The organism is Amycolatopsis sp. FDAARGOS 1241 (assembly GCF_016889705.1).
GTDB lineage: Bacteria > Actinomycetota > Actinomycetes > Mycobacteriales > Pseudonocardiaceae > Amycolatopsis.
This window is the reverse complement of record NZ_CP069526.1, coordinates 4,528,118-4,541,013: the sequence shown is the minus strand read 5'-3', so window position 1 is coordinate 4,541,013 and position 12,896 is coordinate 4,528,118. Positions and strand designations below refer to the sequence as shown.

Sequence of the window (12,896 nt, the reverse complement as noted above, 5' to 3'; positions counted from 1 at the left end):
TCCGTCTCGTCGGGTCAGCCCGCGTGGGCCAGTGACTGCAGCGCTTCGGTCAGCTGCCACTCGACCTGGGCGTCGAGCGCGGCCACGTCGAGTTCCTTGTCGCCCATCGCTCCGGCCGTGAAGCGCGCGCGGGTGGTGGTGTTGATGCACGAGAGGCGCCAGTAGGAGAAGGCGACGTAGTACGGCAGGTCGGAGACGTCGAGGGGGGACCGGGCGGCGTACGCGCTGACGAGGTCGGCGTGGTCGGGGAAACCGCCCGCGAGCGTGGCGGGCGGGGAGATCCACTTGCCGGGGTTGTCCGGCAGCGCCCACCACACGAGCAGCCAGCCCAGGTCGGCGAGCGGGTCGCCGACGGAGGCGAGCTCCCAGTCGAGCACGGCGGCCACGCCGCCGCCGGGGGTGAGCAGCACGTTCTCGGCTTTGTAGTCGCCGTGCAGCAGAGAGCTGCCCTGCGGTTCGGGGACGCGGGCGGCCAGCCGGCCGGCGACGGCGCGCAGCGGGCTCGCGGCGGGAAGGTCCACCGCGTCGAACTGCCGTTGCCAGCGGCGCAGCTGGCGTTCGACGTAACCGCGGTCCCGGCGCAGCTCACCCAGCCCGATCTCCGTGACGTCCAGGGCGTGCAGCTGGGCGAGGACCTCCGGCAGCCGCCGGCCGATCGTGCGCTTGACCTCGGGGGACAGCGCCGCGGCGGTGTCCGGGCTCAGCGTCCGGCCGGGCACGAAGTCCATCAGGAAGAACGGCGCGCCGAGCACGTCCGGGTCGGTGCACTCCGCGACGGGCTCCGGCACCGGTACGGCGGTGGCGCTCAGCGCGGAGAGGATGCGCCGCTCGCGGCCGACGTCGTGGGCGCCGGATTCCAGCGCGCCCAGCGGCGGCCGGCGCAGGACGTACTGCGCGCCGGTGGCGTCGCGCACCGAGAACGTGAGGTTGGACCGGCCGGCGGAGATCGTCGTCACCGTGATCGGCGGTTCGATGGCGCTGCCGTGGGCGGCCAGCCACCTCGTGAGCGCCGCTACGTCGACGCCCGGCGGCTCGTGGTTCGGCACCTTCGACCTCCTGACCACTCAGGCAGATAAAATCGGGACAGCGTCCCGAACTCGTCGAGGATCCTGGCCCCGGCAAGCGCGGGTTGTCAAGGTGGCTGGTTACAGTGGCCGCGGAGGGGAGACAGGTGAGTGCACGGGAAGAGGGCATGAGCGGACCGGGCGTGGCGGTCGAGGGACAGCCGCGGTTCCGCTCGCTCGGGATGACCGGGCGGGTGTTCGCGGTGCTCGACGCCGTCATCGCGCGCCAGGACGGTGACACCGGCGTGCGGGAGCTCGCGGCACACCTGGACGTCAGCCGCAGCGCGGTGCACCGGATCCTGCAGACGCTGGGTGACCTGCGGGTCGTTCGCGGCCAGCCGAACGGCCGGTACGACCCGGGGCCGCGGCTGCTGGCGTGGGCGAAGTTCCTCGGCGAGCGCAACGTGCTGCTCACCCGCGGCCACGACGAGCTCGTGGCGCTCGAGCGCGAAGCCGGCGAGACGGCGATGCTGCTGACGTACACGGCGGGGGAGGAGTCGGCCAGTGTCGTGAGCTCGGTCGAGTGCGGCAAGCCCGTGCGCTACTCCGTCCGCATCGGATCGAAGTCGCCGCTGCACGCGGGTTCGGCCGGAAAGGCGATCCTGGCGAACGTTCCCGGAGATTTTCTGACCACTTTGGACCGTCCGGCGTTGACCGGTTCGACCATCGGTGACCTCGACCTGCTGCGCACCGAACTGAAGCAGGTACGAGAGCAGGGCTTCGCGACGAGCGTCGCCGAGCGCATCCCCGAAGCCGCCGGCGCCGCGGCCGCCTACTTCCGCGACGGGGAGCCGGCGGGCGCCTTCAACATCACGGTTCCCCGGCACCGGCTGTCCGATGAGGACGAACTGCGGCGGCTCGGCGAACTCGTCAAGGCCGCGGCCGGCCGGCTGACCGCGGCCCTCGCAGTTCCGGTTGCCCAGGTTTCGCGAGTCGCACCGGACAGCGCCGCGGATCCCTCGGGGGTATCCGCCGAACGGCGCTCCATCGTGCGCGTGGCCGCGGCTCTCGACGCGCTGGCACGCTCATCCGCCGGGGGCCTGTCCGTCGACGATCTCACCGCGGGCATCTCCAGCGGCCGCGCCACTGCGGCCCGGCTGCTCGGCGCCCTCGCCGACTTGGGCCTCGCCCGCGCCCTCGCCTCCGACCGCTACGAAGCCGGCGCGGAACTCCTCGTCTGGGCCGCCCGGCTCGGCCGCGGCACCGGCATCGGCCCCGTCGCCGCCGATCTCCTCGCAGAACTCGTGCGCGACCTCGGCGAAAGCGCCTATCTGGCCCGCTACGACCCGGCGGCCGAAGGCGTCGTGTTCGAAGCCGGGCACACCAGTGACAAACCCATCCAGTACGTCATCCCGCTCGGCTCCACCGCCCCGCTTCACGCCGGCGCGGCCGGCAAAGCGGTTCTCGCCTGGAGCGGCGCGGAATCGTTCGAGGCCCAGCGCTTCGAGCGCTTCTCACCCACGACGATGGTGGACCGTGCCGCGCTGCAGGCGGACCTCGCCCTCATCCGTGAACGCGGCTACGCCGTCAGCACCGGCGAACGCATCCCGGAAGCCTCCGGCATCGCGGCGCCGTTCTTCACCGACGGCGTCGTCGCGGGCGCCATCACGATCACGATCCCGCACTACCGCTTCGACCCCGCGCGCACCGAGGAATACGCGGCCCGCGCAGTCGCCGCAGCGACCGAACTCACCCGTCTGCTGACGGCCGGGACGCTGTTCACCTGATCAGTGCTTCCCGGCATGAGCTCCGCATCTCGAAGCTTTCCGCTGCTCCCCGGTCATCCACAGTGATCGCGCCCGAGGTTGTTGACCGCAAGGTAGGAAACTGCGCTGCGGTCATTCCGTGGGCAGGCCCAAGCAGTCAATCCGGAGGTCGCCGTGGCGCGGGCGATGGAGAATTTCTGGCGGCAGGGTTATGCGCTACGACGCCCCACGACCTCGTCGACGCGCTGGGGATCGGCAAGGGCAGTCTCTCCACGCGGTCGGCAGCGAGCACGGCCTGTTCGAGCAGGCGCTGGGGCGCTACCGGCAGAGCCAGGTGCCGTCGCTGATCGACGTGCTCGGTGAGCCGGGCCCGGTGCGGGAGCGGCTGCGCCGGGCGATCTGCGCGCTGGTCGAGATGGATCTGCCCGATCCCGAGCGCCGAGGGTGCCTCGCGGTCAACACGGCCGCGGAGCTGGCCGGTGCCGATGCGGTGGCCCCCGGGCTGGTCGGCTGGATGTTCGACCGCAGCGAGGAGGCTTTCCGCGCCGCGGTCGAAGCAGGCCGGCGCGCGGGTGAGATCGGGATGCCCGGGCGGTGGCGAGCAGGTTGCTCACCACGGTGGTGGGGCTGCGAATACTGGCCCGGCTGCCCGACGGGCGCGAACGGCTGCTCCGGGTCGTCGACGCCACGATCGCCTCGCTCTGAGCCCCGGTGTGGGAGGAGTCGATGAAAGTCGATCTCGCGGGGAAGACCGCGATCGTCGCCGGGGCGAGCAGGGGATCGGACTGGCGACCGTGCGCGCGCTGCCCGAGGAGGGTGCTCGCGTGGCCGGTGCGGCGCGCACCATCACCCCGGAGCTCACGGAGTCGGGTGCGGTGGCGATCGCGGCCGGCTTGCGAAGTGCGGACGGGGCCGCCGAGTTCGTCCGGCGCGCGGTCGCCGAACTCGGCGGTGTCGACCTCCTCGTGAACAACGTCGGGGGCAGCGAGCCGGTGGAGTTGGCGGGCTTTCGCGAAGTCTCCGACGAGCCGTGGCGCCAGGTGTTCGAGCTGAACCTCTTCAGCGCCGTCCGCGTCACCCGCGCCGCGACGGACAGCTTGCTCTCGCGGAGGGGCTCCGTCGTCACTGTCTCGTCCCTCAACTCGCGGCTTCCCGCGGCGGGACCCATCGCGTACAGCGCGGCCGAAGCGGCCCTGACGGCGTGGGGGAATCCCTGGCCGAGGAATTCAGGCCGCAGGGCGTGCGCGTCAACGCGGTGTCGCCGGGCGCGGCTCGCACGGCCTGTGGGAAGCCGCCCGCGGCTACGGCAGTCAGGCCGCCGCCTGCTCCGGTCTCGACCACGCCGCCTTCGTCGAACGGATCCCCAGGGCGTTCGGCATGATGAGCGGGCGGATCACCGAGCCGCGTGAAGTGGTGGCGTTGATCGTCTTCCTCCTGTCCGAGGTCGCCGGCAACATCACTGGCGCCGGCCACTTCATCGACGGACGCACGATCAAAGCGCTCTGAACGCCGGGTTTTGTGACGATCACGTATCCCGGCTGTCGGAGCGCAGCAGTTCTGCTCACCCGATGGGCGCAGCCAGGCGCCGTGGCCTGGTCAGTCCTGCGCGAGTTCCTCGGCCGATGCCTGGCCGGCCGCTGCGGTGCGGAGGAGAAAGTCGGTGATCACTTCCAGTTCGGCTTCGGTGTAGCGCGCGCACAGATCGTCCATGCGGGTGTTCATGCCGGCGAAGACCTGGTAGAGCTCGGCGTTGCGCTCGCGTACGCCGCGCAGCGTGACGGCGCGGCGGTCGGCGGCTTCGGGATCGCGCTCCCGGACGATCCAGCCGCTCTTCTGCAGCCGGTCCAGGATGCCGGTCAGGGTCGCCGGGTGCAGCCCGGTGCGCCGCGCGAGTTCGGTCGGCGTCACGGGTCCGTGTCGGTTGATGAAGTCCAGGCAGGTCCAGTCGGACTCGCGCAGCTCCACGCGGCCGCCGAATCTCCGGTTGAGCAGCGAGAGCTGGATGTTCACGTCGCGGAACGCGTCCTTGACCGCGACCGTGAGCCGCCGGCGCCGCCGCGCCGCGCCCCGATCGGCTGCTGGGCTCATGTGCTCCGCTTCCGTGTCCGGGTTCGTATGGGTTCCGTATCTTATCGCGCCCCGGCCGGCGTGTGATCAGGAGGATGCTATGAGTCGGAGATGATATGAAACTCGTATAAGTTCGGGTACGGTGGACGCCATGGAGACGAACAGCCATCGCCGGATGGTCAACACGATCAACAAGTTCATCGCCGGACTGCAGCGCGTCGGGATCGCGTTCGGGCCGATGCAGCTGCTCACCGTTCGGGGCCGGCGCACCGGCCTGCCGCGAACCTTCCCCATCGCGGTCAACGAACTCGACGGGGGCCGCTACATCTTCCAAGCCTTCCCGAAGGCCGCGTGGGTGGCGAACGCGCGCGCCGCGGACACCGTCACGCTGCAGCGCGGACGGAAATCCACGACGGCTCGCCTGGTCGAAGTCCCGTTGGAAGCCCGGCGGCCCTTGTTGCGCCGGCTCGTAGCCGGGAGCCCGGCGAGCGTCGGGAAGCGCTTCGTGACCACGGGGCTGGCCGGGGGACCCTCACCGGACGCAGTGGCCGCGGCGGCAGAGCGGATTGCGGTGTTTCGCGTCGAACCGGCTTGATTGGTGCGCCGGGGCAGGCGGTTCAGCTGCGGTCGCCGGTGTCGGTGCAGGAGCACCCCGCCCGGGGCGAGACGGGGTCTCTGCCAGGACGAGTCCACATCGGAGCTCAGCATCCCGGCGGACCGGAGGTCGATGGTTCCGCACAATCCCGCGGCAGCGTGGTGAAGTGTCATGGTTGTGCTCCATGATCGCCGCTGACCGGCGGTGGATCCGTCCACTGTGAATAATGACTTTGTGGTGAAGCGGTGAAGCGACTGCGGCTGCGCGCATGGCTGTCGGGTCTGCGCCGCGCCTCGTGCTCGCCTTCGCGGTGATGCCGGTGATCGGCGCGGCCGCGGCGGCGGGCGCGAAACGGATGAGGGCGGGTACCGACTCACGCCCGTCGCCCTGCTGATGTCCTGTGCGGACTCTCGGCCTGGCCCTCCGGTCCCGCGACGAGGCTGTGAAAGTATTACGCCGAGAATGACCAGCCACCGCGCCCGGTGCCCCGTCGCTATCGTGCCCGGTGGTGACGCCGGATCGGGGACTGGCGGCCGACCAAGTGCGCCTCGTAGCCGACTCGCGCGAGCCGGTTGGCCTACCGGCCTGTGCGGATGTGCGGGGGGCATCGAGGGTGGACGAAAGTCCCTCGGTGAGCAGGTCTGCCGGCCCTCCCCGGTGTGGTCGCGCATGATTACGCTTCGGGGCCGAGTGCCGACGAAGGTGGGGAAGGCCGTGGTGAACACCGACTTGGTTGTCGGAATCGACGAGAACGACGCGTCCCTCATGGCGGTGCGCTGGGCGGCGCGCATGGCGCGCGAGCGCGGGCGCGGCCTGCGGCTCGTGCACGGCATCGACGAGATCCCGGTGGAGTACCCACACGCGACGGCCACCTACGAGGACGCCCAGCTGCTCGTCGGGGAGCGCGGGCAGCGGCTGCTCGGGCTGGCGCAGGACGCGGCGGCAGAGGTCGCGCCCGGCGTGGCCGTGGAGGTGGTCCTGCGGCTCGAGCAGCCGGCCGAGGCGTTGCGCGCCGAGTCGGCCGGGGCGGCCATGCTGGTGCTGGGCACGCCGGGGCTGCACCGTGTCCGGGGGATCGTGCTGGGCTCGGTGTCGGTGGCCCTCGCGGCGCACGCCGAGTGCCCGGTCGCGTTCGTCCGGCCGCACGCGGGGGAGGACGCGCCGCCTGCCGACGGACCGATCGTGCTCGGCGTCGACGGCACGGAGACCGGTGAGGAAGCGATCACCCTCGCGTTTGAAGAGGCCTCGTGGCGGCGCGCGCCGCTTCTCGCGATCCACTGCTGGCACGAAGCGTTCCTCGCCGGCGTGTTCGAGGAACGCGGCTGGAAGACCGACCGCCAGGCCATCGAGGCACACGAACACGAACTCCTCGCCGAACGCCTCGCCGGCTGGCAGGAGAAGTACCCCGACGTCCACGTCGAGCGCCTGGTGGTCAAGGAAAAGCCCGCCGAGGGCCTCCTCGACTGGGCCGACCGGGCCCAGCTGCTCGTCGTCGGCAGCCGCGGCCGCGGCGGTCTCGCCGGCTTGGCCCTGGGCTCGACCAGCCAGACCGTGATCGCCCACGCACTGTGCCCGGTGGTGGTCGTACGGGGCAAACGGACGGACTCGACGAACGAGGACTGATCCCGCATTCCCCGCCACCCGGCTTTGGCCCGGCCGACGATGGCCCCGGCTCAGCGTTTGAGGGACCCCCAGGCGGCGACGTCGACCTTGCGCGGTCACGGGAGCCACCCGCCGGTTGGTCGGCGCCGCGCGGGGACGACGTTCAGGTAGTGGGTGCGCGAGAGCGCGAGGTTTTCAGCGACGCCCCGGTGCAGGCCCAGTGGAGTCAGCGACGTGAACAGCCGCGGGTCGAGCAGTTCGTGTTCGCCGCCGGTGCCGACGGTGTGGCGGACATGTCCCCCTTCACGCGCTGTGGATCGCCTGCCCGATCGCCAGAAGATTGCCCTCGCTGTCGCGGAAGAATGCGCCCCGCTCGGCGATGCCTTTGCTCGGATAGTGGCCGGGCACGGTGACGATGTCGTCCCGCACGTCGAAACCGGCGATGTCGAAGGGCTCGAACCGCACCCCGCGGGCGCGGAGGTCGGTGACAACCGCGTCGATGTCGTCGACCTCGAAGCCGATCTGCGTGGAAGCGCCCGACGCGGCTCCGGTCGACTGGAACACATGGAACTCCGTCTCGCCGCACACGTAGCGAAGTCCGCCCGCGCGCTCCTCGACGGGTTCGAGGCCCAAGCGGTCGCGGTAGAACTGCCGCGCCCGGGCCAGGTCCTGGGCGGGAAGTTTGGTGATCGCGCGCGCGGCATCGAGCGGCCCGGGCATAGCTGCTCCTCGCGTGGGGTTGGTGCGCGTCAGCCTACGGCGGCGGGCGACGCGGAGTCATCCTCCGCCGGCGAGCCCGAGACCGGTCCGTGACCGAGCCAGGCCTTGACCGCTCTGCTGTTATCGCTAACACTGTTCGCCTGAACGAGTGACGCAGGACACCCGGAGGGCGGTGACGGTGTGGCAGGACCGGCGGGCGAACGGCAGGCGAGCCTGACCGACGTGGCCGGGCTCGCGGGCGTCTCGCACATGACCGTCTCGCGGGTCATCAACGGCACCGGGCCCGTGCGGCCGGAGACTCGGGCGCGGGTACTGGCCGCCGTGGAGGAGCTGGGGTACCGGCCCAACTCGGCGGCGCGGGCGCTCGTCACGGGGCGCTCCGGCACGCTCGGCGTCGTCGCGCTGGAGTCCAACTTGTACGGACCGGCGAGCACACTGCACGGCATCGAGAACGCCGCGCGGGAAGCCGGGTACGCGATCACCATCTCGAGCGTGAGCCGGCCGGGGCGCTCGTCCATCGCGGACGCCGTGGAGAGCCTGCGGCGCCAAGCCGTGGAAGGCATCGTCGTGATCGCGCCGCACGTGACGGCCGGGCGCGCGCTGGCGGGGATCCCCGCGGCGGTGCCGGTGGTGGCCGTCGGCGGTGGCGCGGCCGCGCCGGTGCCGGTGATCTCCGTGGACCAGTACGACGGGGCGCGCCGGGCGACCGAGCACCTGCTGGCGCTCGGGCACCGCACCGTGTGGCACGTCGCCGGGCCCGAGGATTGGCTGGAGGCGCTCGACCGCGAACGCGGCTGGCGCGAAACCCTGCAACGCCACGGCGCCGAGGTACCGCCGGTCATCCGGGGCGATTGGAGCCCGGCGTCCGGCTACGCCGCGGGACGGACGCTGGCCAAGCGGCGCGGGCTGGACGCCGTGTTCGCCGCCAACGACCAGATGGCGCTGGGGCTGCTGCGCGCGTTCACCGAAACCGGCATCGCGGTGCCGGGGGACGTGCATGTCGCGGGTTTCGACGACGTACCCGAAGCCGCGTACTTCACACCGCCGCTGACCACGGTGCGCCAGGACTTCATCGAGGTCGGCCGGCGCACGTTCGGCTTGCTGACCGAGCGGATGAGCGGAGGTGACCAGGACGCCCGGTACCTGGTCGAGCCCGAGCTGATCGTCCGGGAGAGCACCGGACCGCGCTGACCGGTCCCCACCGAAGGAGAACCCCGTGTCCCCGCACCAGGCAAATGTTAACGCTAACATTCACGACCCGCTGACCGTCGGCATCGACTTCGGCACGCTGTCCGGCCGCGCGGTCGTCGTGCGGGTCCGTGACGGCGCCGAACTGGGCAGCGCCGTGTACGAGTACCCGCACGGCGTCGTCGACCGGAATCTGCCCGCAACCGGGGAACCGCTGCCACCGGACTGGGCGCTGCAGGTCCCGGCGGACTACCTCGGGGTCCTGCGCACCGCCGTCCCCGCCGCCCTCGAGGTCTCGGGGGTGAATCCCGCACACGTCATCGGGATCGGCACGGACTTCACCGCCTGCACGGTCGTGCCGACCACTGTGGACGGAACGCCGCTCTGCGCACTGCCGGAGTTCGAGCGCGAGCCCCACGCGTACGTGAAGCTCTGGCGCCACCACGCCGCCCAGCCCCAAGCCGACCGGATCACCGAGCTGGCCCGGCAACGCGCGGAGAAGTGGCTGCCCCGTTACGGCGGCCTGATCTCGTCGGAGTGGGAGTTCGCCAAAGCGCTGCAGGTGCTCGAAGAGGCCCCGGCCGTCTACGCGGCGACCGCGCACTGGGTCGAGCTCGCCGACTGGATCGTCTGGCAGCTCACCGGGACCTACGTCCGCAACGCCTGCACCGCCGGGTACAAAGGCCTCCTCCAGGACGGTGAGTACCCGAGCGCCGACTTCCTGCGCGAGCTGAACCCCGCCTTCGGCGACTTCGTCACGGCCAAGCTCGACCACCCGCTCGGCCGCCTCGGCGACCGCGCCGGCTCACTCACCGCCGAAGCCGCGGCGTGGACCGGGCTGCCCGAGGGCATCGCGGTCGCGGTCGGCAACGTCGACGCGCACGTCACCGCGCCCGCGGCGCAAGCCGTCGAGCCCGGCCGCATGGTCGCGATCATGGGCACTTCGACCTGTCACGTGCTCAACGCCGAAGAGCTGCGCGAAGTCCCGGGCATGTGCGGCGTCGTCGACGGCGGGATCGTGCCCGGGCTGTGGGGTTACGAAGCCGGGCAGAGCGGCGTCGGTGACATCTTCGCCTGGTTCGTCGACCACGGTGTCCCGCCGAGCTACCACGAGGACGCGCGCCGCTCGGGCGTCACGCTGCACGAGCACCTCACCGAGCTGGCCGCCTACCAGGACATCGGGGCACACGGGCTGCTGGCGCTCGACTGGCACAGCGGCAACCGATCGGTGCTGGTGGACCACGAGCTCTCCGGCGTGGTCCTCGGCCAGACGCTCGCCACGCGCGCCGAGGACACCTACCGCGCCCTGCTGGAGGCGACCGCGTTCGGCACTCGCACGATCATCGAGGCCTTCCAGGACTCCGGTGTGCCGGTCACCGAGCTCGTGGTGGCCGGCGGGCTGATCCGCAACGCCTTCCTCATGCAGCTCTACGCCGACGTGGTGAACCTGCCGCTGTCGGTGATCGGCTCGGCGCAGGGGCCGGCGCTCGGCTCGGCCATCCACGCGGCCGTGGCGGCGGGCGCCTACCCGGACATCACCGCGGCGGCCCGCGCGATGGGCTCGGTCCGGCGCGGGGTGTACCAGCCGGTGCCCGACCACGCCGCCGCGTACGACCGGCTCTACGCCGACTACCGCGAACTGCACGACCACTTCGGCCGGGGCGGCAGCGCCGTGCTGCACCGCCTCGCGGCGCGCCGCCGGGCAGCCACGACCACCGTCCGGAAAGGACAGCCCTGACCATGTCGCTGACCGACGAACTGCTCGGCACCGTCACCGAACTGCGCCGGACCGTCGCGGACCTGCACGGCGAGCTCACCCGCAACGAGCTGGTCGCCTGGACCGCGGGCAACGTCTCGGCGCGCGTGCCCGGGCGCGACCTGATGGTGATCAAACCGTCCGGGGTGTCCTACGACGAGCTGTCGGGGGACACGATGGTCGTCACCGACCTGCACGGGCGGCTTCAGCACGGCGACCTCGCGCCCTCGTCCGACACGGCCGCCCACGCCTACGTCTACCGGCACCTGCCCGAGGTCGGCGGCGTCGTGCACACCCACTCCACCTACGCGACCGCGTGGGCGGCGCGCGGTGAGCCCATCCCGTGCGTGCTCACGATGATCGCCGACGAGTTCGGCGGCGAGATCCCGGTGGGCCCGTTTGCGCTGATCGGCGACGACTCCATCGGCCGCGGCATCGTCGAGACGTTGCGCGCCAGCCGATCCCCGGCGGTGCTCATGCGCAACCACGGCCCGTTCACCGTCGGTCGCACGGCGCGCGACGCGGTGAAGGCCGCGGTGCTGGTGGAGGACGTCGCCCGGACCGTCCACAAGGCGTTCGAACTCGGCGTGCCCGCGCCGCTGCCGGCTGACGACGTCGACCGTCTCTACGCGCGCTACCAGAACGTCTACGGCCAGCGCTGAGCCCACCCGACAGGAGAAAGATGCCTTCCCAGAACAAACCCCAGGTCTGGTTCCTCACGGGGAGCCAGGCGCTCTACGGCGAGGAGACGCTCGAGCAGGTCGCCGGCCAGTCGCTGGAGATCCAGCGGCTGCTGGCCGCCTCCGGCCGGCTCTCGGCGGAGCTCGTCGGGAAACCAGTGCTGACCGACGCTTCGGCGATCCGCCGGGTGCTGCTCGAAGCCAGCGCCGATGCCTCCTGCGTCGGAGTGATCGCCTGGATGCACACCTTCTCGCCCGCGAAGATGTGGATCGGCGGGCTGGACGCGCTGCGCAAACCGTTGCTGCACCTGCACACCCAGCTCAACGAGGCGCTGCCGTGGCGCAGCATCGACATGGACTTCATGAACCTCAACCAGGCCGCGCACGGCGACCGCGAGTTCGGGCACGTGCTGACCCGGCTCGCCGTGCCGCGCAAGACCGTGGCGGGGCACGCGGGCGACCGCGTGGTCGTGGAGCGGATCGACGCGTGGCTGCGGGCTGCGATCGGCGCCGACCACCTGCGCGGGCTGCGGCTGGCCCGCTTCGGGGACAACATGCGCGACGTCGCAGTCACGGAGGGGGACAAGGTCGAAGCGGAGCTGCGCTTCGGTGTCTCGGTCAACACCTACGGCGTGAACGACCTGGTCGAGCTCGTCGACGGGGTATCCGAAGCGGACACTTCCGCGCTCGTCGCCGAATACGCCGATTCCTACGGCGTCGTGCCGGAACTCGCGGTGGGCGGCGCGCGGCACGAATCGCTGCGCTACGCGGCGAAGGTCGAGCTCGGGCTGCGCCGGTTCCTCACCGCCGGCGGTTTCGGCGCGTTCACCACGAACTTCGAGGACCTCGGCGGGCTGCGGCAGCTGCCGGGCCTGGCGGTGCAACGGCTGATGGCCGACGGCTACGGGTTCGGGGGCGAAGGCGACTGGAAGACCTCCGCCCTGCTCGCCGCGGTGAAGGCGATGGGCACCGGCACCGGCCGCGGCACGTCGTTCATGGAGGACTACACCTACCACTTCGGGCCGGGGGAGGCGAAAATCCTCGGCGCGCACATGCTCGAAGTCTGTCCGAGCATCGCCGCCGCGCGCCCGTCGTGCGAGATCCACCCGCTCGGCATCGGCGGGCGCGAGGACCCGGTCCGGCTTGTGTTCGACGCCGCGCCCGGGCCTGGTGTCGTCCTCGGCCTGGCCGACCTCGGCGACCGGTTCCGGCTGGTGGCCAACACGATCGACGTCGTCGCGCCCGACGAGCCGCTGCTCAGCCTGCCCGTCGCCCGCGCGGTCTGGCGGCCCGCGCCCTCACTCGCCACTTCCGCGGAGTCCTGGATCACCGCCGGGGCCCCGCACCACACCGTGCTGACCCAGGCGGTGCCCGTCGAAACGATCCGCGACTTCGCGGACCTGCTCGGTGTCGAGCTCCTGACCATCGACGCCGACACCACCAACACCGGATTCGCCGACCGGATCCGCTGGAACCAGGCCTACTACCGGCTCGCCCAGGGCTTCTGAAAGGAGCACG

At 71.6% G+C, this 12,896-nt stretch carries 12 protein-coding genes; 9 read left to right on the top strand and 3 right to left on the bottom strand.

What is annotated here, in order from left to right:
- Window positions 1–14: 14 nt before the first annotated feature.
- Window positions 15–1,046 carry a phosphotransferase family protein gene (locus I6J71_RS22410; protein WP_204096482.1) on the bottom strand — a complete coding sequence of 344 codons (1,032 nt, stop codon included), beginning with the start codon at window positions 1,044–1,046 and terminating at the stop codon, window positions 15–17.
- Between the two features lie 125 nt (window positions 1,047–1,171).
- On the opposite strand from I6J71_RS22410, the gene I6J71_RS22405 reads away from it, so the two are divergent.
- The 3 genes from I6J71_RS22405 to I6J71_RS49860 all read left to right on the top strand — a co-directional run bounded on the left by I6J71_RS22405 (window position 1,172) and on the right by I6J71_RS49860 (window position 4,276).
- Window positions 1,172–2,791 (top strand): IclR family transcriptional regulator, encoded by a 1,620-nt coding sequence (locus I6J71_RS22405; protein WP_204096481.1) that lies wholly within the window; start codon window positions 1,172–1,174, stop codon window positions 2,789–2,791.
- 692 nt (window positions 2,792–3,483) lie between these two features.
- Window positions 3,484–4,179, top strand: a complete 696-nt coding sequence (locus I6J71_RS22395) for an SDR family NAD(P)-dependent oxidoreductase (RefSeq protein WP_239155186.1) — start codon at window positions 3,484–3,486, stop codon at window positions 4,177–4,179.
- On the top strand, window positions 4,148–4,276 hold the full coding sequence (locus I6J71_RS49860; RefSeq protein WP_255570922.1) for a hypothetical protein: 129 nt from the start codon (window positions 4,148–4,150) through the stop codon (window positions 4,274–4,276). Before I6J71_RS22395 ends, I6J71_RS49860 begins: the two co-directional genes overlap by 32 nt.
- Window positions 4,277–4,366: 90 nt before the next feature.
- Here the strand turns inward: I6J71_RS49860 and I6J71_RS22390 are convergent, their stop codons facing one another.
- On the bottom strand, window positions 4,367–4,858 hold the full coding sequence (locus tag I6J71_RS22390; protein WP_204096480.1) for a MarR family transcriptional regulator: 492 nt from the start codon (window positions 4,856–4,858) through the stop codon (window positions 4,367–4,369).
- A gap of 130 nt (window positions 4,859–4,988) precedes the next feature.
- Between I6J71_RS22390 and I6J71_RS22385 the strand changes: the two genes are divergently transcribed.
- Both I6J71_RS22385 and I6J71_RS22380 read left to right on the top strand, forming a co-directional pair.
- Window positions 4,989–5,432 carry a nitroreductase family deazaflavin-dependent oxidoreductase gene (locus I6J71_RS22385; protein WP_239155184.1) on the top strand — a complete coding sequence of 148 codons (444 nt, stop codon included), beginning with the start codon at window positions 4,989–4,991 and terminating at the stop codon, window positions 5,430–5,432.
- Window positions 5,433–6,122: 690 nt separating this feature from the next.
- Entirely contained in the window at window positions 6,123–7,055 is a 933-nt protein-coding gene (locus I6J71_RS22380) for a universal stress protein (RefSeq protein ID WP_239155182.1), read from the top strand.
- Window positions 7,056–7,337: 282 nt separating this feature from the next.
- Here the strand turns inward: I6J71_RS22380 and I6J71_RS22375 are convergent, their stop codons facing one another.
- Window positions 7,338–7,754, bottom strand: a complete 417-nt coding sequence (locus I6J71_RS22375) for a VOC family protein (RefSeq protein ID WP_204096478.1) — start codon at window positions 7,752–7,754, stop codon at window positions 7,338–7,340.
- Between the two features lie 180 nt (window positions 7,755–7,934).
- On the opposite strand from I6J71_RS22375, the gene I6J71_RS22370 reads away from it, so the two are divergent.
- The 4 genes from I6J71_RS22370 to araA are packed head-to-tail and all read left to right on the top strand — an operon-like array spanning window position 7,935 to window position 12,886.
- The gene (locus I6J71_RS22370) at window positions 7,935–8,945 is read left to right on the top strand and encodes a LacI family DNA-binding transcriptional regulator (RefSeq protein ID WP_204096477.1); all 1,011 of its coding nucleotides are present in this window, start codon (window positions 7,935–7,937) and stop codon (window positions 8,943–8,945) included.
- Between the two features lie 58 nt (window positions 8,946–9,003).
- Window positions 9,004–10,680: a ribulokinase gene (gene araB / locus I6J71_RS22365; RefSeq protein ID WP_204097187.1), complete on the top strand. Its 1,677-nt coding sequence runs from the start codon at window positions 9,004–9,006 to the stop codon at window positions 10,678–10,680.
- A gap of 2 nt (window positions 10,681–10,682) precedes the next feature.
- The gene (locus I6J71_RS22360) at window positions 10,683–11,360 is read left to right on the top strand and encodes an L-ribulose-5-phosphate 4-epimerase (RefSeq protein WP_204096476.1); all 678 of its coding nucleotides are present in this window, start codon (window positions 10,683–10,685) and stop codon (window positions 11,358–11,360) included.
- Between the two features lie 20 nt (window positions 11,361–11,380).
- The gene (araA, locus tag I6J71_RS22355; protein WP_204096475.1) at window positions 11,381–12,886 is read left to right on the top strand and encodes an L-arabinose isomerase; all 1,506 of its coding nucleotides are present in this window, start codon (window positions 11,381–11,383) and stop codon (window positions 12,884–12,886) included.
- Window positions 12,887–12,896: the final 10 nt, after the last annotated feature.